We start from the raw sequence: 24,224 nt of genomic DNA, 5'->3' as shown, positions 1-24,224 counted from the left end.
GGCGCTCCCTTTACATATTCAGACAGCCGGATTTTCATGCAAGCATGGAATCCGGCTGCCGTGAACATGTAAGTGAACTGGAAATGATATATTGAGAACTTTTCTCAAAATAACCACTAGACAAATGGGAGGGGGTGTCGTATACTGTAACTAAGTTAGTTCTTACTAACCAAGGTTAGTTAAAACTAATTGAAAGGTAAAGGAGTTGTCACAGGTTATGAAGTCAATGGCAGAAGAGAAGTCCACACGGGATGGACGAAAAAAGGGTTCGTGTACAGATCGCCGATCAGTGCGCCCCTGTACTTGCCGGTGTGAAACCGTCAAATATCGTGATCCTCGGTGAGGGCGATGCGGCAGATGAGATCAGAGAGATTCTTGTAAGTGCAGATATCTGCTGCGATCTTTTTTATGAAGGCGACGGAAAACAGATGTGGCTGTTTTACCGAAAATCACTCATAGAGGAGGTGCTCAGGGAAGAGGAGAACAGAGATTTCTTAAAAAAATACGGCTACACCGATTTCCGGCTGGAAAATGTGATGCGCAAGGTACATATGCATTTTCTGGATTACAAGCTGGGAAAACAGGAATTTCCACATGAGATCGGTGTGATTCTGGGATATCCGTTGGCGGATGTCAAGGGCTTTATTGAAAACAAAGGACGGAATTTCCTTTATTCCGGGTACTGGAAGGTTTATGAGGATGCACCAAGGGCAAAAGAAAGATTTGATCTTTATACGATGGTAAGAAGCCGGATCACCAGCGAGATCGCCGCAGGCATGCGGTTCTGGCAGGTGGCACAGATGGAAGAGATCTTATTTGCCTGATTTGATAAAAAAAGACAGCATTGACAAGGAGGACATTTGAAATGAGTGAAATTATTGTAGCATACTGGAGCGGAACAGGTAACACAGGAGCAATGGCAGAGTACGTGGCACAGGGAATCCGCGAGGGTGGTAAAGAAGCAAAGATCGTAAATGTGGAGAACTTCTCCGCTGACGAGTTAAAGGATTGTTCCGTATTCGCACTGGGCTGCCCGTCCATGGGTGTTGAGGTGCTGGAGGAGGGCTACATGGAGCCTTTCATGTGCGACGTTGACGGTTTCGCAGCTGGCAAGAAGATCGGTCTCTTTGGTTCCTATGGCTGGGGAGACGGCGAGTGGATGAGAAACTGGGAAGAGAGAGTACAGGAGGATGGCGCAACCGTTGTCGGCGGTGAGGGTGTCATCTGCCACGAGGTACCGGATGACGCAGCAGCAGCGGATTGCATTGCCCTTGGCAAGCTTCTTGCTTCCGCATAAAAAAGGAGGGTTCCCATGAGTGTAGTAATCGTCGGCGGCCATGACCGCATGGTAGCGCAGTATAAAAAGATTTGTAAGAGCTATAATTGTAAGGCAAAAGTGTTTACCCAGATGGCTGCGGGAATGGATAAACAGATCGGCCAGCCCGACCTGCTGGTGCTGTTTACCAACACGGTATCCCATAAGATGATCCGCTGCGCTCTGGATGGTGTAAAGGACAGCAATGCAGAGATTGTTCGCTGCCACACCAGCAGTGCAACAGCGCTTACTGAGATCCTTCAGCAGAAGGCTTGTTAATCATACGCTTATAACTTCCTAATACATCATAAAGATATTCTTGAAAAGCCCCAAAAAGGCGGAGAAACCCCATACCCTGCGAGAAATCACAGGGCCTGGGGCTTTTCTATTTTCTTCTATAGGATCACGCAAACAGGATAACGAAAAAAACAACAGTGGCACAGCAGGATGATCTTCCGGGTGAAATTGTAATTTGGAAGGAAACGTGTTATGATGCTGTGGGAAAAGAAGATACAGTGAGAAAAAATCCTGCAAGAACAGAAACGATAGAATAACGGGAAGGGAGCCTGTAAGGATACCAATGAAACAGACAGAGATACCAGATAGAATTGACAAGGCAACCGGGACGGACACGCCCGCTCCTCTTTTGATCCGGCATGCAGTGCCGGAGGATTTTCCGGCCATTCTGGCAATCTATGCCCGCGCCCGTGCCTTTATGAAAGCACACGGCAACCCGAGACAGTGGAACGATACCTGGCCGCCGGAAACACTTCTGCGGGAGGACATCCGGCTGGGACGGATGTACGTGGCTGTGGCGGCGGATGAGATCGCGGCGGTATTCGTCTATATCCAGGGGGGTAGACATTGATCCCTCCTACCGGCTCATCGAAAACGGCGCCTGGGGAAATCCGGGGGAATACGGTGTGGTGCACCGTCTGGCAGGCAGCGGAAACGTCCGCGGCGTGGGAGAATATTGCCTGAACTGGGCCTTTGCCCAGTGCCATCACCTGCGGGTGGATACCCATGCGGATAATCTGCCCATGCAGCGCCTGCTGGGGAAGCTTGGGTTTACCCAGAGGGGCATCATTTATGTGCGGGAGGATCACGATCCCCGGCTGGCGTATGACAAGTTTTGATAAAAAAACTGCTTACGCTCCGGAAAAAATTGTGCTATAATCCTCTCCGTTGAAAAATAAATACAGAACAATCATAACGACATTAAATATTATCGCGGCTCCTGTCTGATGGCTGCGATGGGTTTGATGTCGTTTTTTGTTGTCTGCATTGCACGCGGAAAGTTGGCGGCAGTCTGCGGAAGACGGCTTTTGAGGTGTGGGGATTTTGGTTGCTCTGTATCAGGAAAAGGAGAAAAAATATGCCAAAAACAAAATTTCAAAGTGTTGTATTTACTGCGATCATGGCATTCCTGTGCTTCCCGGCGGCACTTTGCCTGCAGGTGTTTTTCGTGGGCCCGCTGGTGCGGAAAATCTTCCGGACAATTTTTGCTGCCTAGTCATTGACACGAAAAGAGACGTTTGCTACACTGTAATTACATATCTGGGAAAGTTCTTGGCCGTTCGGTCACTCAATCCCCATATGCGAAAACAAAAAATATGGCGGAGAGAGTGAGAGCGGGCATGCATGCAGCGGCTTTGACGGCGCATATTCTACTCTTTTCTGCCATCAGTAGGAGGAAAATGAATGCAGAGAAAGAAAACTGGAAGAATTGAACCTATTGGATGATTTCTTATTCAATGCCATGCTGGCGTATCCGGATACGGGGGAAGCGTTTATCCGGAAACTGCTGGAAACGTTATTTGATCGGAAATTCCCGCATCTGAAAATCCGTGCGCAGGAGTCGTTTGCGGGAGTGAATACGGATCTTCGTGGCGCAAGGCTGGATGTCTATATCGAGGAAGACGGAAGCGTGCAGATCAATGGAGACGAAATCCCCACTGTCTACGATGTGGAACCGGATCATAACCATAAGAGTGCGGAGATCAAAGCATTTCCGAAGCGCGCCAGGTTTTATCATGCAATGATTGACAGAAGAAGTCTGAAAGTCGGAGAAAATTTTGGAAAAATGAAAAAGGTGTATGTGATCTTTATCTGTGATTATGATCCTTTCGGCTATGACCGGGTGCTGTACACGATAAAGAACAGATGCCTGGAAGAGCCGACAATGCCGTATGAGGATGATGCGGAGACGTGGGTGCTGTACACCCGGGGCAAAAAAGGAAACATCTCGGAAAGTTTACGTCAGTTGCTCAGTTATATGGAGAACACGAACCAGAACAATGCGATCAATGAAGATCTGAGAGACATCCAGCAGATGGTAGATCAGGTCAAGCGGGATGGGGAGGTTTCATTACGATATATGAAATGGTTTGAGCATGATCAGATGATGTATGAGCAGGGCCGTAAGGAAGAGCAGGAGAATACGGAACGGGAACGGAAAATTGCAGAGCAGGAACGAAAAAATGCAGAACAGGAGAAAAAAAAGAGCAGAAGCAGCAGAACAGTTTGCTAAGGCAGCAAAACAGGAAGTGAAAATTGCTGAACAAGAGAAAAAATTGACCAAACATCTTCTGTCAGATCAACGCTTGGAAGATCTGCAGCGTGCACTGGATGATGCGGCATTTCGGGATCAGCTTCTGCAGGAATATGGCATCCGTTAACGGATGAAGTGCCAATCCGTGAATGTCGGTGTGAATGCCGGACTGCCGGAGCGGATTGACAGCCTCTTCGATTCTGCCTATAATAGACAGCATATGACCGGCGCAGATCGGCAGCTCACGTCTTTTATACAGGATGATGGAAGTGTGTGAGAACGCGCCGGAAAAAGAGAGAAACGGGAGAGAAGTGTTATGGCAGTCAATAAAAACGGAATCATCGTTCTGGGAGCGGTCTTTGTGGATATCAAGGGCTTTCCAGACGACATCTATATCGCGGACGGCAGGAATGCCGGTCATGTGGAGTACATCCACGGCGGCGTGAGCCGCAATGTGGTGGAGGATATCGCCAATCTGGAGCTGCGGCCCACATTCCTGGGGATTGTGGATGAGACGGCGCTGGGACAGGCGGTGGTAGACAAGCTGGAACGGCACAAGGTGAATACCGGCTATATGCGCGTGGTTCCTGGTGGAATGGGAACCTGGCTGGCAGTGTTTGACCACAACGGGGATCTGAGCGGTTCGATTTCTCAGCGGCCCAACCTGATGCCGATTCTGTCTATCCTGGAAGAGCAGGGGGATGAGATCATCCAGAACTGCGACTCTGTGGTGGCAGAGATCGATATGGATAAGGATATTATTAAGAAGGTTGTGGAGCTTTGCCAGAAATATGGCAAGAAGCTGTACGGTGTTGTCAGCAACATGAATATCGCGGTGGGACGCCGGGATCTGTTACAGAAGTTTGACTGTCTCATCTGCAACCAGCTGGAGGCAGGTATCTTTTTCTCGGATGATTACAGCGAGAAGACGCCGGAGGAGATGGTGGATATTCTGGCAGAGCGGCTGCAGGTGTCCAATGTGCCTGCCATGGTGGTGACCATGGGCGGTCAGGGCGCTGTTTATGCGGAAGCAGATGGAGAGAAGGGGATCTGTCCGGCCAAAAAGGTACAGGTGAAGGATACCACCGGCGCGGGAGATGCGTTCTGCGCGGGCGTCTCTGCAGGCCTGACCTATGGCAGGACACTGGCACAGGCGGTGGAGATCGGCACGAGATTGGCGTCCTCTGTCATCACGTCTTCTGAAAATGTATGTCCCCGGTTCCGACCGGAGGAATTCGGGATTTCTCTGTAAGAACTCCGGAAGGGAGAATCCCGGAAATCGCGGGATCTGGGGCGGAAAGAAAGTGTGGAAGCAGCAAAGCTTGCAGAACATAGAATAATAGAAAAAAAGGGAATCCTGGAAGATACATTGCATCTGTCCGTGATTCCCTTTCTTATGATTCCATTACATATGGTATTTCTCCACATGTTCCTTGATGGCGCTGAAGGATTCCTTACTGATGACGTGCTCCATCCGGCAGGCATCCTCTGCGGCAGTCTCCGGAGAAACACCCAGGCTGATGAGCCAGGTGGAGAGTAGCGTGTGGCGCTCGTAGATCATCTCTGCGATCTCCCGTCCGGCATCGGTGAGGAAAATATGTCCTTCCTTATTAATGACGACGTATCCGTTCTCCCGAAGATTCTTCATGGCAACACTGACACTGGGTTTGGAGAATCCCAGTTCTGTAGCAACGTCGATGGAACGTACTTCCGGATTGCGTTTGCTTAAGACCAGCACTGTTTCCAGATAATTCTCTGCAGATTCCTGTATTTTCAAATTAGTCACTCCTTGTCCGGCATTTTTACAAGATTTTCGAGAAATATTTGTCAGAAATGCCAAAATATAATTAATAATTATAGCACAAAATCATGAGATTGCCAATGTTTTGAAGCATTAAAAAAGAATAAATTTATTGATAAATACTATTGACAAACGGGTTAGGGGGTGCTAATCTATAGAAGGTTAGTGACAACTAGCTATTTTTTATCAATAAGAGTTAGCCAATGCTACCTGCAAAAGAAAAGGAGAGGATTATGATGCCCTTAACGATGGCAAAGACTGGCGAAGCCAATGAGATCAAGAAAGTCGGCGGCAAGGAGGATACGAGACGTTTCCTGGAGAGCCTTGGATTTGTTCCCGGAGGATTGGTCACCATTGTTTCCGAGATCAACGGAAATCTGATTGTGAACGTGAAGGAGTCAAGAGTTGCGATCAGCCGTGAGATGGCAAACAAGATCATGATCTGATCAGACAGAGCAAAAGGCGTTGAAAGGAGAAAAGAGCAATGCAGACATTGAAGGATGCGAAGTGCGGCCAGACCGTAAAAGTAGTCAAACTTCATGGAGAGGGTGCGGTAAAGCGCCGTATCATGGACATGGGAATTACCAAAGGAACAGACGTCTATGTACGTAAAGTTGCACCGCTTGGAGATCCGGTGGAGGTTACCGTCCGCGGCTACGAGTTATCCCTGCGTAAAGCAGATGCCGAGATGGTTGAAGTTCAGTAAAAAATGACAGGATGGCTGGACTTTCAGCCCCTGTATTTTTTAAAACGAAAGGTTAGAATTTACTAACCGATAGAATGAGGAGGATTAGAAGCATGGCATATAAAATTGCGCTTGCCGGAAACCCGAACTGTGGTAAAACGACCCTGTTCAATGCGCTGACCGGTTCCAATCAGTTTGTCGGAAACTGGCCGGGCGTTACGGTTGAGAAAAAAGAAGGAAAATTAAAAGGACACAAAGACGTAATCATCATGGACCTTCCTGGTATTTACTCCCTGTCTCCGTACACACTGGAGGAGGTTGTGGCCAGAAACTACCTGATCACCGAGCGTCCCGATGCGATCCTGAATATCGTAGATGGAACGAACCTGGAGCGTAACCTTTACCTTTCCACACAGCTGATGGAGCTTGGCATCCCGGTTGTGATGGCTGTCAACATGATGGATATCGTTGCAAAGAACGGTGATCAGATCAACATCGCATCACTTTCCAAAAACATGGGATGCGAGGCTGTCGAGATTTCCGCTCTGAAGGGAACCGGTATCACAGAGGCTGCAGAGAAGGCGGTCGCTCTTGCACAGAAGAAGGCTGTGGCCGGATTTGTACATAGCTTTGCTCCGGAAGTAGAGAATGTTCTTACGGACATTGAGGCACTGCTTCCTTCCGATATCGCACAGTCCCAGAAAAGATTCTATGCCATCAAGCTTTTCGAACGTGATGACAAGATCGCAGATACCATGAGCAAGGTGCCGGATGTGGAGAGCATCATCAAGGCGGCTGAGGATAAGCTGGACGATGATTCGGAGAGTATCATCACCAACGAGCGTTATGTTTACATTGCATCCATCATTGAGGGCTGCTATGTGAAGAAGAACAAACAGAGCCTTACCATTTCTGATAAGATCGACCGCATTGTAACCAACCGCTGGCTGGCCCTGCCGATCTTTGCAGTTGTGATGTGGTTTGTATATTATATTTCTGTATCCACAGTTGGTGCATTTGTGACTGACTGGACCAATGATGTGCTGTTCGGAGAGATCATCCCTCCGGCAATCGAAGGTTTCCTGGAGAGCATTCACTGCGCAGCATGGCTGCAGGGTCTGATCCTTGACGGTATTGTGGCCGGCGTGGGTGCTGTCCTCGGATTCGTTCCTCAGATGCTCGTACTGTTCATCTTCCTGGCATTCCTGGAGTCCTGCGGATACATGGCTCGTGTTGCATTCATCATGGACCGTATCTTCCGTAAATTTGGTCTTTCCGGTAAGTCCTTCATCCCGATGCTGATCGGTACCGGATGTGGCGTACCAGGTGTCATGGCTTCCCGTACCATTGAGAATGACCGTGACCGGAAGATGACGGTTATGACCACAACCTTTATTCCCTGTGGCGCAAAGCTTCCGATCATCGCTCTGATCGCAGGCGCTATTTTTGACGGTGCTTCCTGGGTGGCTCCGGCAGCTTACTTTATCGGAATTGCAGCAATCATCTGCTCCGGTATTATCTTAAAGAAGACAAAGATGTTCGCCGGGGATCCGGCTCCCTTTGTTATGGAGCTTCCGGCATATCACTGGCCGACAGTCAGCAATGTACTCAGAAGCATGTGGGAGAGAGGCTGGTCATTCATTAAGAAGGCCGGTACTGTGATCCTGCTTTCTACCATTGTTGTGTGGTTTACATCCAGCTTTGGATTTGTAGACGGCCACTTTGGCATGGTTGATGACTTAAGTGATGGTATTCTTTCTTCTATCGGCAAAGCCTTTGCATGGATCTTTGCACCTCTTGGCTGGGGGGACTGGAAGGCTGCTGTTGCGGCGATCACCGGTCTTGTGGCAAAAGAGAACGTCGTAGGTACCTTTGGTATTCTGTATGGCTTTGCTGAGGTATCTGAGGAAGGTGAAGAGATCTGGGGAACACTGGCATCCAGCTTTACCGCCATTTCTGCTATGTCCTTCATGGTATTCAATCTGCTGTGCGCTCCCTGCTTCGCAGCAATGGGTGCCATCAAGCGTGAGATGAACAATGCAAAATGGTTCTGGTTTGCAATCGGCTATCAGTGTGGACTTGCCTATGTTGTTTCCCTGTGTATTTACCAGATTGGCAGTGTTGTGACAGGTGGTGCTTTCGGTATCGGAACCGTAGTGGCGATCCTTCTGGTCGTTGGTTTCCTGTATCTGTTATTCCGTCCTTACAAAGAGAGTGAGACTCTGAAGGTAAAGAAAACAGTGAAAGCATAATCTCTTTGGGAGGTGTGTCTTATCCTTACATTTTTAGGTGCTAATATCGGAACGATCGGGGTTGCTGCAGTTGTCATACTGATAGCTGCCCTGGCCATCCGGAGTATAAGAAATGACAAGAAAAACGGAAAATCCTGCAGCGGCTGCAGCGGTAATTGCGGCAGCTGTGGCGGGGGTTCCTGCGATAGCAGCCATCGATGATATGGGAGGAATGTCCTGTGCAGAAAGAAGAAATTCTCAGAGAAATGAAACGGCGGGGCAAGAGGATCACCGAGCAGCGCAAGATCCTGATGGACATTATTCTGGAGAATCCACACAACTGCTGTAAAGAGATTTACTATGAGGCAGTGAAGAAGGATCCGTCCATCGGCATCGCAACGGTGTACCGGATGATGAATCTGCTGGAAGAGATAGGTGCAGTCAGCCGTTTTTACAGCTATCCCATGTATCAGACCAATGAAGATATGGCTGATGCGGCGGAAGCGGGAATTTCTATCCGCAACGGAAAGGCGATTACGCCGAAGGAACAGGAAATTCTGTATGTCGAGATGAAAGATCTGCTGAAGAAAAAGAGGGCTGCTGCAGAACAATGACCAGTTCGCGGCAACCATTGAGATCCGTGCCTGAAAGGGAACGGAACGGGATTGATTTTTACCCCTGGTTCAGGTATAATTCCTTTGTTTGGTTGTACAGACAGAACAGAAGGGATGAAGGATCATGCGCAGAGATGAAATTCTCATGATATACGGAGAAGATTATCAGACGATGACGAAGCGGCTTCTTTGTGAGGCCGGACTCGATACAATGATCGCTGATAAGGATGCCAGCATCGGGATCAAACCGAATATACTGGGCCCCTATCCGGCAGAGGACGGAGGTACCACGCATCCACAGATCGTTGCGGGAATTATAGAATATCTGAAAGAACATGGGTTTCATAACCTGACGATAGCAGAAGGCTCCTGGGTGGGGGATTACACCCGGGAGGCTTTTTGCGTCTGCGGATATGAGGATCTGGCAAAACAGTATGAGGTGAATTTGCTGGATACCCAGCAGGATACTTTCTATGAACAGGACTGTTGCGGCCTGCCGCTGCATATCTGTGACTGCGTGCGGCAGTTTGATTTTTTGATCAATGTACCGGTATTGAAGGGCCACTGCCAGACGGGCATTACCTGTGCATTGAAAAATATGAAGGGCCTGATCCCCAATGCGGAGAAACGCAGGTTTCACCGGCTGGGGCTTCACAAGCCCATTGCCCATCTGGGGCTGGGCATCCGTCAGGATTTTATCGTGGTGGACAACATCTGCGGGGATCCCAACTTTGAGGACGGGGGCAGTCCCTTCTATATGAATCGGATCTTTGCGGCGGCCGACCCGGTGCTCTGTGATACCTTCGGGGCGCAGGTGATGGGACGGGAACCGGAGGAGGTACCTTACCTTTCCCTGGCGGAAGCGCTGGGCGTGGGAAGTACAGATCTTTCCCGGGCACACATCCGTGCCCTCAACGAGCCGGAGACACTGCCGGTGCTGCCGGACACCAACCGGGTCATGCGGGTGGCCGATAAGGCGGAAGAGGTGGATTCCTGCAGCGCCTGCTATGCCTATCTCATTCCGGCGCTGGACATGCTGGCCCAGGAGGGGCTGCTGGACAAACTCACCGACAAGGTGTGCATCGGCCAGGGCTACCGGGGACAGACCGGGACGCTGGGCGTGGGCAACTGCACCTGCGGCTTCGCCCATCACCTGGAAGGGTGCCCGCCGGTAGAGACGGAGATTTATCAATTCCTGAAAAAATATATAGATACCAGGGGCGAAAGGTCCAAATCCATTTGAACTTGTTCATAAATGGATGAAGGACTTTGAGACCCGCCTCCATATGAGCATAAAAGTGGGATGATAATCCCACGATATGCGAATGTGGAGATGGATTGTGAGAGGGCGAAGCACGGAACAATCCATGGTATCGAAATTATGTACGAGCAATCCAAAGAACTTCTTTAGAAATTCTTTGGATTTTTCTATATTCGTTTTTACGATTTAGACGTTATACTGGCCTTGTTCAGGAAAAAGATGACCGGACAAACGTATGCAGAAGCTTCCGGGCATGCTATAATAAGCAGGATTGAACAGCAGAGGGGAGAACAAAAATGGATGCATACAATGTTTGTGTGGTAGAGGATGACCAGGAGATCCGGGACGGCATCGGCATTTACCTTGTCAGTCAGGGATATCACGTATTTAAGGCGGCCAACGGTCAGGAAGGGCTGGATATTATAAGTAAGGAAGAAATTCATCTGGCCATCGTGGATGTGATGATGCCGGTGATGGACGGCATCACCATGGTGATGAAGCTGCGGGAGAAATATGATTTTCCGGTGATCATGCTTTCGGCCAAATCAGAGGAGGTCGATAAGATCATGGGGCTGAATATGGGGGCGGACGATTACGTGACCAAGCCTTTTACGCCATTGGAGCTTCTGGCCCGGGTGAATTCTCAGCTGCGGCGCTACAAGCGGTTTCTGGAAATGGTGAAGGGAAAGACGGAGGTGGCCAATGAACATGTGTACACCATTGGCGGTCTGGAACTCAACGAGGAAACGGTGGAGCTGAAGGTGGATGGCCAGCCGGTGAAAATGACGCCTATGGAGTTCAAAATTTTACTGCTTCTCATGAAAAATCCTGGACGGGTGTTTTCGGCAGATGAGATCTATGAAAGAATCTGGAACGAGCGTGCTGTGAACACCGACACGATCATGGTTCATGTGCGGAATATCCGGGAAAAGATCGAGATCAATCCGCGGGAGCCCAAATATTTAAAGGTGGTGTGGGGGAGTTGGATACAAGATGGAAAAACAGCCCTGAGAAGGGAAAAAAGGGAATGCTCTATGCGCTGCTGGCGGCGCTGGTTCCGGCGGTGGTGATGCTGTGCTTTTACCCGTATTTTGCCAAACACAGAGGCGATGTCGGCTCGATGGCTGCCGTGACAGATACGGCGGTTTCCCGGGATGAGGATGGCTATGAGATATCGTCTGAGGACACTGGCTACATATATGACAGCGGTTATGTGTTATACGAAGACCTGCAGAAGAAAAAAGACAGCACACTGACGGAGTCGGATATTTTTCTTCCGGGGAAGGATCTGGCCTCCATGGATGAGGTGGCTGGAAATGCGTGCTACAGCGCTCTGAAAAATGTGCTGATCAATATGGAAAACAGCTACAGCAACCTGAGTGCCAATGTGGACTATCTGGCCATGGATACGGCCACTGGCCAGGTGGTGAGCAATGTGGCAGAGCACCGGGATGTGCTGAAAAATTATGTGGATGAGACGAAGCGGACAGAAAGCCAGATGACGGAGCTTGCCTCCCTGTACAGCGGCTGGATCTGTCTGGACTACAGCGATACCGGCGATGTGACGGTGTCCGGAAGTGCAGGGGTGTCCACGAAGAGCTTTTACCGGGAGTTCCAGGATCTGGCCCACGCCGGACGGTTTGACCGGATGATCAATGATTTTCTGGAAAATACAGATGTGACGGAGCTTTCCGTGCAGTATCCGGTGAATATGCGGGTGTTTTACGGATTTAATACCCTGTCGGCGGATGCAGCGTGGGACACTTATGTGACCATGTATAACAGCTATTCCTCCGGGATTTTCCCGATGCTTTATGTCCTGCTTCTGGCGGGGGTGGCCGTGGCGGCTGTGCTCTTTATGCGCAGGGAAACCTATGCATTTCACAACCACTGGCTCTTTCATCTGCCGTTGGAGGTGTCCTTTGCCGGGCTGTGTATCTGTATCAGCCTGTACGAAGGTATGCTGGATATGATGATCTCCTATCTGGAGGGCAGCTGGAGCAACATCGATATGCTGACGGGCGGCGCCATCAACTTTTTGTGCTGGGTGCTGGTGTTTGGCACCTGGTTTGTCAGCGCATCCTGCATCGTGCCTGTGGGCAGCCTGGGGCCGGTGGCTTATGTGAAAAAATACAGCCTCATTTACCGGTTTTTCCCCTTTATCAAGCGGCAGGGAAAACGGTTTGCTGCTTATGTGACGGATGTGGATCTGACGGAAAACATGAGTCGCTCGATCTGGAAAATCGTGCTGGTCAACGGCGCAGTGGTGGCTATCTTGTGTACCATGTGGTTTGGCGGCATTTTCGGGGTCGTGATTTATTCTATCTTCCTGTTTTTATGGCTGCGGCGGTATTTTACCGGCATCCGAAAGGATTATCAGGCGGTGCTTGGCTGGGTGCGGGGCATGGCAGCCGGGGACCTGAACCAGGCGCTGTCCCGGGATGTGGGCATCTTTGAACCGCTGCACGAGGAGCTGTCCCATATCCAGCAGGGCTTCCGGCAGGCGGTGGCGGAAGAGGTGAAGAGCCAGAAGATGAAGACGGAGCTCATCACCAACGTGTCCCACGATCTGAAAACGCCGCTGACAGCTATCATTACCTACGTGGATCTGCTGGGGCAGGACAATCTTACCGAGGAGGAGCGCAAGTCCTACGTGGACATTCTGGCGCGGAAATCCCAGCGGCTGAAGGTGCTCATCGAGGATCTGTTTGAGATCAGCAAGGCCACCACCAATAACGTGACCATGAATTTCAACCAGGTGGATATCGTGAACCTGTTGAAGCAGGTGCGTTTTGAGATGGAGGATAAGCTGAACGCCTCCGGCCTGGATTTCCGCTGGTCACTGCCGGAGGAGAAGGTGATCCTGACGCTGGACAGTCAGAAGACTTATCGGGTGTTCTCCAACCTGCTCACCAACATTGTGAAATACGCGCTGCCCCGTTCCCGGGTGTACATTGACCTGAAATGTATGGACGGTGGCCAGGTGGTTGTCACCATGAAAAATATTTCCGCAGCGGAGCTGAACTTCGATCCCCGGGAGATCACCGAGCGGTTCGTCCGGGGCGACCTGTCCCGGAACACCGAGGGCAGCGGTCTGGGTCTGGCCATTGCCTCCAGCTTTGTGGAGCTGCAGGGCGGCACCCTGGATATCGAGATCGACGGCGATCTGTTCAAGGCCATTGTGGTATTTCAGCAGAAAAACCCTTGACAAAACGGTGCGGCAGGCATAAGATAAGAAAGAATCTGATCACAGGAAAGTGTGGTTATACACACGATATTGTGATCTTACACGAGAAAAGCTGTGAAGGAACGAGTAGCATCGGCACGTGCAGACAGAGAGGGAAGACAGTAGCTGGAAGTCATCCCATGTAAGGCCGTTGGGAAGACCAGTCCGAAGCTGCAGCAGGAAGCCGGGAGAGCCGGGGGAAGCGCTGCCGTGGCCCGCGTTAAGGGAAGATTTGAGTAAAAAGACAAGGTGGAACCGTGCATATGCGCCCTTGAACGGATGGAAGCATCCGTTTGAGGGCGCTTTTTGATTACCAGTGTCACAGTCCGGACACTGCGTCATGCTTGCATGTAAGCAGCGGAGGAATCCTCTGGTAATCAATACCTGAGTATAGAATGCATGGCCCTGTTAGAGAAAGGAAAGGAGATTTTTGAAATGAAAGTAACACTGAAAGATGGAAGTGTCCGCGAATATGCTCAGCCCATGGCTGTCATTGATATCGCAAAAGATATCAGCGAAGGACTTGCAAGAAATGTCTGTGCAGCAACCGTAAACGGCGAGGGCGTGGACATCCGTACCGTGATCGACAAGGACAGCACCCTGGTGCTGCATACCTTTGATGACCAGGAGGGAAAGGCTGCATTCTGGCATACCACATCCCACATTTTGGCACAGGCAGTGAAGCGTCTGTTCCCGGAGACGAAGCTGGCCATCGGTCCGTCTATCGCAGAGGGCTTTTACTATGACTTTGACCGTCCGGATTCCTTTACCGCAGATGATCTGACCGCTCTGGAAGCAGAGATGAAGAAGATCGTGAAAGAGAACCTGGCTCTGGAGCGCTTCACCCTGCCGAGAGATGAGGCCATTAAGTTCATGCAGGAGAAGGAGGAGCCTTACAAGGTAGAGCTCATCGAGGATCTGCCGGAGGACGCAGAGATCAGCTTTTACAGACAGGGCGAGTATGTAGATCTGTGTGCAGGCCCGCACCTGATGACCACCAAACCGGTAAAAGCCTTCAAGCTCACCAGCCTGGCAGGTGCTTACTGGAGAGGCAATGAGAAAAACAAGATGCTCACGAGAATTTACGGTATTTCCTATACAAAGGCTTCTGAGCTGGAGGAATACCTGACCCGTATCGAGGAAGCAAAGAAGCGTGACCACAGAAAGCTGGGCAAGGAGCTTGGTATCTTCGCCCTGATGGAGGAGGGCCCGGGCTTCCCGTTCTTCCTTCCCAAGGGCATGGTGCTGAAAAACACCCTGATCGATTACTGGAGAGAGATCCATAACCGGGAGGACTACGTGGAGATTTCCACCCCGATCATGCTGAACCGTCAGCTGTGGGAGACCTCCGGTCACTGGGATCACTACAAAGAAAATATGTACACCACCGTCATCGACGATACCGATTTTGCGGTAAAACCCATGAACTGCCCGGGCGGCATGCTCGTATACAAGTCCCAGCCCCGTTCCTACAGAGATCTGCCGATCCGTATGGGAGAGCTTGGCCTGGTACACCGTCATGAAAAATCCGGTCAGCTCCACGGCCTGATGCGTGTGCGCTGCTTTACCCAGGATGATGCCCATATCTTCATGACCAAAGAGCAGATCACCGATGAGATCAAGGGCGTTGTCCGCCTGATCGACGAGGTTTACAGTCTGTTCGGTTTCAAATATCACGTAGAGCTGTCCACCCGTCCGGAAGACAGCATGGGAAGCGATGAGGACTGGGAGCTGGCTACCGAAGGCCTGCGCCGTGCCCTGGAAGAGATGAACCTTCCTTACGTGGTAAACGAGGGAGACGGTGCCTTCTACGGCCCGAAGATCGACTTCCATCTGCAGGATTCCATCGGCAGAACGTGGCAGTGCGGCACCATCCAGCTGGACTTCCAGCTGCCCCAGCGGTTTGAGGCAGAGTACATGGGTGCTGACGGCCTGAAACACCGCCCGATCATGATCCACCGCGTGGTATTCGGTTCCATCGAGCGTTTCATCGGTATCCTCATCGAGCACTATGCCGGCAAATTCCCGGTATGGCTGGCTCCGGTACAGGCAAAGGTACTGCCGATTTCTGACAAGACCAGCGATTATGCCGAGAAGGTATACCGTACCCTGAAAGTAAACCACATCCGCACAGAGTTCGATACCCGTTCCGAGAAGATCGGTTACAAGATCCGCGAGGCACAGATGGAGAAGGTGCCGTACATGCTTGTTCTTGGAGCAAAAGAGGAAGAGGACAACACCGTATCCGTTCGTCTGCGGGATTCCGGCGAGACACTGACCATGAGCCTGGACGAGTTCATGGCCCGGGTAAAGAAAGAAACAGAAGAGAAGAAGTAAGATGATACCAGTGTACAAAGGTCTGAGCCCGCGCATGCTTGCATGCAGATGGGCGGAAGAACTTGGTGCACGCCCCGACATGAGCATAAAAGGGAAGCGATAGCTTCACGATATGCGAATGATGGAAAAATTGTGAGAGTGCGAAGCACGGAACAATTTGATGGTGTCATGGAGAATGAATTGTAATAAAGTGGCCGTCAGGTACTGCGAATGAGAACAGTGCCTGGCGGCCTTTTGTCTGTATTTTTATGAAGTGATTTTATGATGTAGATGCCGAAGCGGCAGGAGCAGCCTCTTTGTTTTTGCGGCTCCAGTAGAGATAGTACCCCACATTCAGCACAATGCCAACCAGCGTGGAGGTGGGAGCGGAGAGCCCGATTTTCGTCAGGCTGGCATTGGGCTGCATGCTCATGCAATATGCCATGGGCAGACGGATGAGGAGCGTTTGTACCAGTCCCTGGATCATGACCCAAAGCGTCTGGTTGTTGCCGTTGAAATAGCCTACCATGCTGAACAGGATAGCTGTCAGAATGGTTTCCGGTGCGAAGCCTTTCAGATATTCGAAGCCTTTCTGTACCACTTCGGCATCCGGGGAGAAGATACCGGCAAGAACGTCCCCTTTGCACAGCACCAGAACAAAGACGGCACAGCCGAACATCAGTCCCAGCCCAATGCCGGTGAACATGGCTTTTCTGGCTCGTTTCTCATTACCGGCACCTACATTTTGGGCTACAAAGGAAGCCATGGACTGCATAAGGGCGCTGGGGATCAGCATGGCAAAATTGACAATTTTACAGGCGACACCGTATCCGGAAGATGCCGTCAGCCCCAGTCGGTTGACAAAGGCACACAGTGCCAGAAAGGAAAGCTGGGTCAGGAATTCCTGCAGTGCCAGAGGCAGGCCGATGCCGAGAAACTTCCGGCACTGGGGATTCAGGCGGAAATCTTCCCGCCGGATGGTAAAGGGCATCTTCTTTTTGATGAGCAGGCTGATGGCCAGAACGACGCTGATAGCCTGGGCGGCCACTGTGGCGATGGCTGCACCGGCGGCGTCCATGTGAAAGCCTGCCACCAGGAGCAGATCTCCGGCGATGTTGACGATGCAGGCCACCAGCACAAAGAGCAGCGGAGAGCGGCTGTCCCCCAGGCCTCTGAAAATGGCTGCCAGCAGGTTGTAGGCAACGATGAACAAAATGCCGCCGCCGCAGATACGCACGTAGCTGACGGTAAGCTGGATGGCCTCTGCCGGCGCCTGCATGAGAACGGAGATGGGATGGGCAAAGCCCACCAGCAGGACAAACATACCAGCGGAGAGGATGGTGAACACAATGGCAGCGCCGCCCAGCACCGCACCGATCAGCGCCGGTCGTTTTTCACCCAGATAGCGGGCGATGAGCACGGTGACACCCATGGAAAGCTGAGTGACGACAAAGGTCACCAGATTCATCACCTGGCTGCCGGTGGAGACGGCGGAAAGTCCGGCAGTCGATCCGAACTGGCCCACCACCAGCAGATCAACTGCACCGTAGGCCGCCTGCAGCACCAGGGCTCCCAGCACGGGGAGCATGAACATGGATAGCTTTTTCAAAATACTGCCCTGGGTAAAATCGTTATTCAAGGGAGATCCTCCTTTCTGCCATCACCTGATACAGCTTTTCAATGGTGCGGATAGTACAGCTTGCCTCTTCCTGGGAAATGTCTGTCAGCAGCGGAGCCAGCTGGGAAAAGAATCGGTCATTATACGTCTGGGACAGCTTTTTTCCGGCTTCTGTGATGGAAAGATAGGTGATGCGTCCGTCCGCGTCGGAGGTGGTCTTTTTCAGAAAGCCCTTGTCCTCCATTTCCTTCACCGTGCGCGTTACCCCGGGGCGGGGAAGATGCAGCGTGTCGCTGATATCGGATATTTTCACCTTCATGCCGCGGTTTTCCAGTTGTTCGATGATGTCCAGATATTGAATATGGGATGATGAGACACCGTTGGGAAGTGCCGGGAGCAGTTCCCGGACGCGCTTTGCCTGGTAGCAGGCATCCAGCAGTGCCTTGATCGTGGAAATGTCCATTCTGTTGTCCTCCTTAGTTTGACTTAATAATTATCGTAGGTAATTAACTAAGGTAATTATAATTGGAAAAATGCAATAAGTCAAGAGAAAGAAGAAAAAGGAGCTGCGGTTTCATAGATGTTTCCACATCTATTTTACTGCAACTCCTGTTTTGAATCTTGTTATATCAGTAAATGTTACCGCGTCAGCCGACGCAGATCCTCATAAAATTCCGGATAGGAGATATTGACACATTCCGCATCCTGGATCTCGGTCTCTCCGCCGGCAGCCAGGGCAGCAACAGCGAAGGACATGGCGATGCGGTGATCCTTGCGGCTGTCGATGGTGGCACCGTGGAGAGAATGGCCGCCCTCGATGATGAGGCCGTCGTCGGTGGCAGTGACGTGTGCGCCCATCCGGGTCAGGTTGTCTGCCATGGCGTCGATCCGGTTGGATTCTTTGACCTTCAGTTCCTGGGCATCTTTGATGACAGTGGTGCCTTCTGCGAAGCAGGCCAGCACAGCGATGACCGGCAACTCGTCGATGAGCGTCGGGATGAGGTCACCTTCGATGACGGTACCGTGGAGGGAAGAGCTGCGCACCAGCAGGTCTGCGGAGGGCTCTCCGTTGTCAGAGGAAGCGTTCAGAAGCTCAAGCTTGCCGCCCATGGCCTGTACGACCCGGAGAATGCCGTCCCGGGTGGGATTGATGCCCACATTCTTGATGAGGATCTCCGTATTTGGTACGATGAGCCCGGCGACAATGAAATAAGCCGCCGAAGAGATATCTCCGGGCACTTCTACTTTCTGTCCGATGAGATGAGGCTCCGGCTGGATGGTGGCGGTGGTGCCGCTGGTATCCACCTGAGCGCCAAAGTAGTTCAGCATGAGCTCCGAGTGATTCCGGGAAACGGAAGGCTCGGTGACGCTGGTAGGAGCATCCGCATACATGCCCGCCAGCAGGATACAGGACTTCACCTGGGCGGAAGCCACCTTTGAGGTGTAATGGATGCCGTGCAGGGGACGGCCGTTGATGAGAAGGGGGCGCAGCCGTTATCCTGTTGGCTGCGGATATCCGCGCCCATCTGTGTCAGGGGCTCCATGATCCGTTTCATGGGGCGGGTGCGGATGGAATCGTCCCCGTCCAGCACAGAAGAGAAGTGTTGTCCGGCCAGAATACCGGAGATCAGCCGGGTGGTCGTTCCGCTGTTGCCCACATCCAGTGTCAGGGAAGGGGCGGACAGGCCGTGAAGGCCTTTGCCTTCCACGAGCACCCGGTCTCCCTCGTTGCGGATGGCAATGCCCATCCGGCGGAAGCACTCGATGGTAGACAGGCAGTCGGCACCCTGGAGAAAATGAGTGACTTCGGTCAGTCCCTCTCCCAGGGCGCCGAACATCACTGCCCGGTGGGAGATGGATTTGTCTCCCGGGATCATTACTTCTCCGGAAAGTCCGGATGCTTTTGTAATCTTCATATAGCAATACTCCTTTGTCTGGATGTCTGGCGACACCGGGAAGCCGTCAGGCCTCGTACACGATGTAGCGGTATTTTTTCAGCAGAAGCACGGCACCGGCGCAGGCTTCCTGCTCATAAAATTCAATGCGCAGTACCCCTTCCTCAAAGGAACGGTTGTGAATGATGCCGATATTTTTGATGCTGATGCGGTTGGCTGCCAGGATGGTGGCAATGGCTGCGATTCCGCCCGCCTCGTCAATGATATCACAATACAGGGCGAAGGCTTTCTTGATGGGGCCTGCGGAGCTCCCTGGAATGGAATCCCTGTAGTCCCTGGATGTCTCAAACAGATCGTAGATCCCCTGCGTATTGTGTGCATGTATCATTTCTCGGATATTCGTCATGTACCGGATATAGCGATCCAGCATTTCTTCGATGGGGCCGCCGTTTAATGCGCAGATCTGCTGCCACATGACAGGGGAGGAGGAGGCGATTCGGGTGATATCTTTGAAGCCGCCTGCCGCGATGGTCTTCATTTTCTCATCGGGGGAATCGGCATCGCGTACCACGTTCACCAGCCCTGCGGCAATGAGGTGGGGCAGATGGCTGACTGCCGCCACAATGTGATCATGTTCCTCTGCTTTGATGGTGAAGGGAATAGCACCCAGAGAGGCTACCAGCTGTTCCATATCCTCCACCACATCCAGGGGCACATCGGCTTCGGGCGTGAGAATATAGTAAGCATTTTCGATGAGGTGATCGGAGGAATGGCGGTAGCCGCTTTTCTCCGATCCTGCCATAGGGTGGCCACCGATAAAACGGTTGGTAAGCCCAAGCTGCAGTGCCGCCTCGTGGATGGGGGTCTTGACACTTCCTACATCAGTAAGAATGGCGTCAGGCTTTAACACGTCGGCCAGTTGTGCCAGACAGGTGTTGTTGTAATCCACCGGTGTACACAAAAAAACGAGATCACAGGAGGAGAATGCCGGGGCAAAACCGTCTTCCGTACGGTTGCAGGCAGTGGTGATAACGCCCTCGGACAGTGACTGTGTCAGATTGTCCGGGTTCGTATCAAAGGCGGTGATGGCCATATCAGGGTAAAACTTGCGGATGGCCCGGGCAATGGAGCCGCCGATGAGCCCCAGCCCGATAAAACCAATATGATGAAATCTCATTCAAAAGTTCCTTCCTGCCAGTTTTGCGTAAGGGCGCAGCTCCTCGGTCAGAGCGGCGAACTGCTCATGGGTCAGAGACTGGGGGCCGTCGGACAGGGCGCAGGCCGGGTTGTTGTGCACCTCGATCATGAGACCGTCCGCCCCGCAGGCAATGGCTGCCCGGGACAGGGGTGCAATGTAGCTGCGCACACCGGAGGCGTGGCTGGGGTCTACGAGGATGGGCAGGTGGGTTCTGGCCCGGAGTACCGGTACGGCACTGATATCCAGCGTGTTTCTCGTGGATGTCTCAAAGGTACGGATGCCGCGCTCGCACAGCACCACGTTGGGATTGCCCTCTGCCACAATGTATTCTGCCGCGTTGAGCCACTCATCGATGGTGGCGGACATGCCGCGCTTTAACATGACCGGAAGCCCGGACTGGCCGGCTTCTTTTAACAGGTTGAAGTTCTGCATGTTTCTCGTACCGATCTGGATCATGTCCACGTATTTCACAGCGGCGTTGATGGATTCGGTGCCGATGACCTCACAGATGGTGGCAAGACCGGTGATCTCTCCGGCTTCTTTCATGTATTTCAGTCCTTCTTCCTCCAGCCCCTGGAAAGAGTAGGGGGAGGTGCGGGGCTTGTAAGCGCCGCCGCGCAGGATGGTGGCACCGGCTTCCTTCACGGCCATGGCGGTGTTGATGAGCTGGTCTCTGGATTCGATGGCGCAGGGGCCTGCCATGATGGTCAGGGTGTCCGGGCCGATCTCCGTGTTCTTCACCTTGACCCGGGTGGGCTCCGGATGGAATTTCCTGTTCGTCAGCTTGTAGGACTCGGTGACGGCCACGATCTTGTCCACTTCCGGGAAGATCTCCAGATTCTGTCCGGACAGACGGGTCTTGTCGCCCACCACGCCGATGATGGTCACTTCCTCACCGGTGGACAGATGGGCGGACAGGCCTTTGGATTTGACAACATTTACAACCGCATCTACAGATTCTTTCGATGCGTGGGGTTTCATTACAATAATCATAGGTAACTCTCCATTCTTTTTCCGTATTTTCTATTGTATCGTGTAACAGATGCTCTGTCAATTACTATAATGCTTCAACGCGTTGAAGTCAAGAAGAAAAATAAAAAAACAGAGAAAATGAGGAAAAGGTGTGAGAAAATGCCGATAAATCCGGCGGTTTTGTCAAAAGAGACAGAGGAATTCAAAAAAAGAAAAAATAAAGTTGTTATATTTACATAAAATACTTGTAAATTTTCGAAAATTTTAGTAGAATATACACATAGGGTAACGAAATAAATTGCATTGGAGGAATTCATTATGAACACTTACACGACAGACAAGATTCGCAATGTGGTACTTCTGGGACACGGTGGCAGCGGCAAGACCAGCCTGACAGAGGCAATGGCTTACGTGTCCGGTTATATTACAAGATTAGGTAAGGTCACAGATGGCAATACCATCAGTGATTATGATAAAGAAGAGATCAAGAGAAAGTTTTCCATCACCACATCGGTTGTTCCCATTGAGTGGAAGGATTATAAGATCAACATTCTCGATACGCCGGGCTATTTTGATTTTGTGGGTGAGGCTGAGGAAGCTGTGGCAGCTGCGGATGCGGCAGTCATCGTTGTATCCGGTAAGGCCGGCGTGGAAGTGGGCACCGAAAAGGCATGGGAACTGTGTGAGAAATACAAGCTGCCGAGAATGTTCTTTGTATCTGAGATGGATGTGGATCATGCCAGCTTCCGCGCAGTAGTAGAACGTCTGACAGAATTGTACGGCAAGAAGATCGCACCGTTTTATCAGCCCATCCGTGAGAACGAGAAGTTTGTAGGCTATATCAATGTCATGAAAATGGCAGGAAGAAGATTTACCGGAATCGGCACGAGAGAAGAGTGCGACATCCCGGATTATTGCCGTGACAACCTGGATATCTGCCGGGAAGCCATGATGGACGCCGTTGCCGAGACAAGTGAAGAATTTATGGAGCGGTATTTCGCAGGGGATGAGTTCTCTGTCAGCGAGATCCGTGCAGCCATGACCTTTAATGTGAATGATGGCAGTATTGTACCGGTTTCCATGGGATCAAGCACAGAGCTGCGTAATATCCATAATCTGCTGAACGATATCGTAGAGCTGTTCCCCAGTCCGGACAAGAGAGCGTGCGCAGGCGTGAACATGAAGACCAATGAGATTTTCCAGGCAAACTATGATTTCTCCAAGGCAAAATCCGCTTACGTTTTCAAGACCATCGTGGATCCGTTCATCGGCAAATATTCCCTCATGAAGATCTGTTCCGGCGTGATCAAATCTGACGACACGATTTATGACGTGGATAAGGAAAATGAAGAGAAGATCAGCAAGCTTTACATCTTAAGAGGCAACAAACCGGAAGAGGTGAAAGAACTGCATGCAGGCGATATCGGTGCCATTGCCAAGCTGATGGCAGCGAGAACCGGTGACACGCTGGCAACCAAGGCGACCCCGGTGCGCTACGGCAGGACTGAGATCTCCACACCTTATACATACAAGCGTTATACCGCCAAGAATAAGGGAGATGAGGATAAGATTTCCCAGGCGCTGACAAAGATGATGCAAGAGGATCTGACCTTGAAGAGTGTGAACGATTCTGAAAACCGTCAGACGCTCCTCTATGGTATGGGCGATCAGCAGCTGGATGTGGTAGTGAGCAAACTGCTGGAGAAATATAAAGTTGAGATCGAACTGAGCAAGCCGAAGGTGGCATTCCGGGAGACCATCCGCAAAAAAGCAGATGTGGAATACAAGTATAAGAAACAGTCCGGTGGACATGGACAGTATGGTCATGTCAAGATGACCTTCGAGCCCTCCGGTGATCTGGATACGACGTATGTATTCGATCAGATCGTGGTAGGCGGCGCTGTGCCGAAGAACTACTTCCCGGCAGTGGAAAAGGGCGTACAGGAATCTGTGCAGAAGGGACCGCTGGCAGGCTACCCGGTTGTGGGTGTGAAGGCAGTGCTTTATGATGGTTCCTATCATCCGGTAGATTCCTCTGAGATGGCATTCAAGACGGCTGCTTCCCAGGCATTTAAGAAAGGTTTTATGGAAGCATCACCGGTGCTTCTGGAGCCTATTGTATCTCTGAAGGTGACTGTTCCGGACAGCTATACCGGAGACGTTATGGGTGATCTGAACAAGAGACGCGGCCGTGTGCTTGGTATGACCCCGGTGTCAGGCGGCAGGCAGATCGTGGAAGCAGATGTGCCGATGATGGAGTTATACGGATACTGCACAGAGCTTCGTTCCATGACCGGCGGCAGAGGAAGCTATTCCTATGAGTTTGCCCGTTATGAGCAGGCACCTGCGGATGTGCAGCAGAAAGAAATCGATGCGAGAACTGCCGGAGAAGAATAGTTATTAAAAAGTATAAATTATCAACATTGGGCTGAAAATATAGGAGAGGCCGTGTGATCGTCAGGAAGAGACGGTTGCGCGGTCTCTTTTTTGTAAACGGAGATTACTGGATTTGAAAGTAAAAATAATCAAAAATAGTTAAAA

At 51.3% G+C, this 24,224-nt stretch carries 22 protein-coding genes and 2 pseudogenes; 18 read left to right on the top strand and 6 right to left on the bottom strand.

From position 1 onward, the window contains the following. The first annotated feature begins 251 nt into the window (after window positions 1-251). The 8 genes from RJD28_10480 to RJD28_10445 all read left to right on the top strand — a co-directional run bounded on the left by RJD28_10480 (window position 252) and on the right by RJD28_10445 (window position 5,118). Window positions 252-824 carry a DUF3793 family protein gene (locus tag RJD28_10480; protein WNV56758.1) on the top strand — a complete coding sequence of 191 codons (573 nt, stop codon included), beginning with the start codon at window positions 252-254 and terminating at the stop codon, window positions 822-824. 41 nt (window positions 825-865) lie between these two features. Beyond that, entirely contained in the window at window positions 866-1,297 is a 432-nt protein-coding gene (locus RJD28_10475) for a flavodoxin (protein ID WNV56757.1), read from the top strand. A 15-nt stretch (window positions 1,298-1,312) separates the two neighbouring features. Further along, window positions 1,313-1,594, top strand: a complete 282-nt coding sequence (locus RJD28_10470; GenBank protein WNV56756.1) for a DUF2325 domain-containing protein — start codon at window positions 1,313-1,315, stop codon at window positions 1,592-1,594. A 301-nt stretch (window positions 1,595-1,895) separates the two neighbouring features. Then, window positions 1,896-2,183: a hypothetical protein gene (locus RJD28_10465; GenBank protein ID WNV56755.1), complete on the top strand. Its 288-nt coding sequence runs from the start codon at window positions 1,896-1,898 to the stop codon at window positions 2,181-2,183. Further along, window positions 2,137-2,451, top strand: coding sequence for a hypothetical protein (locus tag RJD28_10460; GenBank protein WNV56754.1), 315 nt, complete (start codon window positions 2,137-2,139; stop codon window positions 2,449-2,451). Before RJD28_10465 ends, RJD28_10460 begins: the two co-directional genes overlap by 47 nt. A gap of 239 nt (window positions 2,452-2,690) precedes the next feature. After that, entirely contained in the window at window positions 2,691-2,828 is a 138-nt protein-coding gene (locus RJD28_10455; GenBank protein ID WNV56753.1) for a hypothetical protein, read from the top strand. A gap of 222 nt (window positions 2,829-3,050) precedes the next feature. Continuing rightward, window positions 3,051-3,845 (top strand): Rpn family recombination-promoting nuclease/putative transposase, encoded by a 795-nt coding sequence (locus RJD28_10450; GenBank protein WNV56752.1) that lies wholly within the window; start codon window positions 3,051-3,053, stop codon window positions 3,843-3,845. A gap of 337 nt (window positions 3,846-4,182) precedes the next feature. Continuing rightward, on the top strand, window positions 4,183-5,118 hold the full coding sequence (locus RJD28_10445; GenBank protein ID WNV56751.1) for a carbohydrate kinase family protein: 936 nt from the start codon (window positions 4,183-4,185) through the stop codon (window positions 5,116-5,118). Between the two features lie 153 nt (window positions 5,119-5,271). Here RJD28_10445 and RJD28_10440 read toward each other — a convergent pair whose 3' ends face one another. Further along, entirely contained in the window at window positions 5,272-5,643 is a 372-nt protein-coding gene (locus RJD28_10440) for a metal-dependent transcriptional regulator (GenBank protein ID WNV56750.1), read from the bottom strand. Window positions 5,644-5,900: 257 nt separating this feature from the next. On the opposite strand from RJD28_10440, the gene RJD28_10435 reads away from it, so the two are divergent. The 9 genes and pseudogenes from RJD28_10435 (at window position 5,901) to thrS (ending at window position 16,021) form a co-directional block, all read left to right on the top strand. Next, a complete protein-coding gene (locus tag RJD28_10435) occupies window positions 5,901-6,113 on the top strand; it encodes a FeoA family protein (GenBank protein ID WNV56749.1) in 213 nt (70 codons plus the stop codon). A 38-nt stretch (window positions 6,114-6,151) separates the two neighbouring features. Continuing rightward, a complete protein-coding gene (locus RJD28_10430) occupies window positions 6,152-6,373 on the top strand; it encodes a ferrous iron transport protein A (protein WNV56748.1) in 222 nt (73 codons plus the stop codon). Between the two features lie 92 nt (window positions 6,374-6,465). After that, the gene (gene feoB / locus RJD28_10425; protein ID WNV56747.1) at window positions 6,466-8,604 is read left to right on the top strand and encodes a ferrous iron transport protein B; all 2,139 of its coding nucleotides are present in this window, start codon (window positions 6,466-6,468) and stop codon (window positions 8,602-8,604) included. Between the two features lie 12 nt (window positions 8,605-8,616). Beyond that, the gene (locus RJD28_10420; protein WNV56746.1) at window positions 8,617-8,805 is read left to right on the top strand and encodes a FeoB-associated Cys-rich membrane protein; all 189 of its coding nucleotides are present in this window, start codon (window positions 8,617-8,619) and stop codon (window positions 8,803-8,805) included. A gap of 17 nt (window positions 8,806-8,822) precedes the next feature. Beyond that, window positions 8,823-9,197, top strand: a complete 375-nt coding sequence (locus tag RJD28_10415) for a transcriptional repressor (GenBank protein WNV56745.1) — start codon at window positions 8,823-8,825, stop codon at window positions 9,195-9,197. 124 nt (window positions 9,198-9,321) lie between these two features. After that, complete coding sequence (locus RJD28_10410; GenBank protein ID WNV56744.1) at window positions 9,322-10,440, top strand: DUF362 domain-containing protein; 1,119 nt, start codon at window positions 9,322-9,324, stop codon at window positions 10,438-10,440. Window positions 10,441-10,754: 314 nt separating this feature from the next. Next, window positions 10,755-11,469: pseudogene (locus tag RJD28_10405) on the top strand (response regulator transcription factor). Then, window positions 11,441-13,666 carry a HAMP domain-containing sensor histidine kinase gene (locus RJD28_10400; protein WNV56743.1) on the top strand — a complete coding sequence of 742 codons (2,226 nt, stop codon included), beginning with the start codon at window positions 11,441-11,443 and terminating at the stop codon, window positions 13,664-13,666. The pseudogene RJD28_10405 and the gene RJD28_10400 overlap by 29 nt, the downstream one beginning before the upstream one ends. A 453-nt stretch (window positions 13,667-14,119) precedes the next feature. Next, window positions 14,120-16,021, top strand: a complete 1,902-nt coding sequence (gene thrS, locus RJD28_10395; GenBank protein WNV56742.1) for a threonine--tRNA ligase — start codon at window positions 14,120-14,122, stop codon at window positions 16,019-16,021. Between the two features lie 259 nt (window positions 16,022-16,280). Here thrS and RJD28_10390 read toward each other — a convergent pair whose 3' ends face one another. From RJD28_10390 to aroF, 5 genes and pseudogenes are all read right to left on the bottom strand, one after another. Next, a complete protein-coding gene (locus RJD28_10390; GenBank protein WNV56741.1) occupies window positions 16,281-17,639 on the bottom strand; it encodes an MATE family efflux transporter in 1,359 nt (452 codons plus the stop codon). Next, on the bottom strand, window positions 17,632-18,081 hold the full coding sequence (locus RJD28_10385) for a MarR family transcriptional regulator (GenBank protein WNV56740.1): 450 nt from the start codon (window positions 18,079-18,081) through the stop codon (window positions 17,632-17,634). Before RJD28_10385 ends, RJD28_10390 begins: the two co-directional genes overlap by 8 nt. 176 nt (window positions 18,082-18,257) lie before the next feature. Further along, window positions 18,258-19,534 (bottom strand): annotated as a pseudogene (gene aroA, locus RJD28_10380) (3-phosphoshikimate 1-carboxyvinyltransferase). Window positions 19,535-19,580: 46 nt separating this feature from the next. Beyond that, on the bottom strand, window positions 19,581-20,690 hold the full coding sequence (locus RJD28_10375) for a prephenate dehydrogenase (GenBank protein WNV56739.1): 1,110 nt from the start codon (window positions 20,688-20,690) through the stop codon (window positions 19,581-19,583). Further along, a complete protein-coding gene (aroF, locus tag RJD28_10370; GenBank protein WNV56738.1) occupies window positions 20,691-21,704 on the bottom strand; it encodes a 3-deoxy-7-phosphoheptulonate synthase in 1,014 nt (337 codons plus the stop codon). Window positions 21,705-22,001: 297 nt separating this feature from the next. Here aroF and RJD28_10365 point away from each other — a divergent pair, with 297 nt between their 5' ends. Then, entirely contained in the window at window positions 22,002-24,080 is a 2,079-nt protein-coding gene (locus RJD28_10365) for an elongation factor G (protein ID WNV56737.1), read from the top strand. Window positions 24,081-24,224: the final 144 nt, after the last annotated feature.

It is taken from the genome of Oscillospiraceae bacterium NTUH-002-81, from assembly GCA_032620915.1.
Lineage (GTDB): Bacteria > Bacillota > Clostridia > Lachnospirales > Lachnospiraceae > JAGTTR01.
Note: the sequence above shows the minus strand (reverse complement) of the source record. Positions and strands in the feature narration are given on the sequence as shown.

Coding starts and splice junctions, on each gene's coding strand:
- RJD28_10480 (WNV56758.1), top strand. CDS start 252: ATGGACGAAAAAAGGGTTCGTGTACAGATCGCCGATCAGTGCGCCCCT.
- RJD28_10475 (WNV56757.1), top strand. CDS start 866: ATGAGTGAAATTATTGTAGCATACTGGAGCGGAACAGGTAACACAGGA.
- RJD28_10470 (WNV56756.1), top strand. CDS start 1,313: ATGAGTGTAGTAATCGTCGGCGGCCATGACCGCATGGTAGCGCAGTAT.
- RJD28_10465 (WNV56755.1), top strand. CDS start 1,896: ATGAAACAGACAGAGATACCAGATAGAATTGACAAGGCAACCGGGACG.
- RJD28_10460 (WNV56754.1), top strand. CDS start 2,137: ATGAGATCGCGGCGGTATTCGTCTATATCCAGGGGGGTAGACATTGAT.
- RJD28_10455 (WNV56753.1), top strand. CDS start 2,691: ATGCCAAAAACAAAATTTCAAAGTGTTGTATTTACTGCGATCATGGCA.
- RJD28_10445 (WNV56751.1), top strand. CDS start 4,183: ATGGCAGTCAATAAAAACGGAATCATCGTTCTGGGAGCGGTCTTTGTG.
- RJD28_10435 (WNV56749.1), top strand. CDS start 5,901: ATGATGCCCTTAACGATGGCAAAGACTGGCGAAGCCAATGAGATCAAG.
- RJD28_10430 (WNV56748.1), top strand. CDS start 6,152: ATGCAGACATTGAAGGATGCGAAGTGCGGCCAGACCGTAAAAGTAGTC.
- feoB (WNV56747.1), top strand. CDS start 6,466: ATGGCATATAAAATTGCGCTTGCCGGAAACCCGAACTGTGGTAAAACG.
- RJD28_10410 (WNV56744.1), top strand. CDS start 9,322: ATGCGCAGAGATGAAATTCTCATGATATACGGAGAAGATTATCAGACG.
- thrS (WNV56742.1), top strand. CDS start 14,120: ATGAAAGTAACACTGAAAGATGGAAGTGTCCGCGAATATGCTCAGCCC.
- RJD28_10385 (WNV56740.1), bottom strand. CDS start 18,081: ATGGACATTTCCACGATCAAGGCACTGCTGGATGCCTGCTACCAGGCA.
- RJD28_10375 (WNV56739.1), bottom strand. CDS start 20,690: ATGAGATTTCATCATATTGGTTTTATCGGGCTGGGGCTCATCGGCGGC.
- aroF (WNV56738.1), bottom strand. CDS start 21,704: ATGATTATTGTAATGAAACCCCACGCATCGAAAGAATCTGTAGATGCG.
- RJD28_10365 (WNV56737.1), top strand. CDS start 22,002: ATGAACACTTACACGACAGACAAGATTCGCAATGTGGTACTTCTGGGA.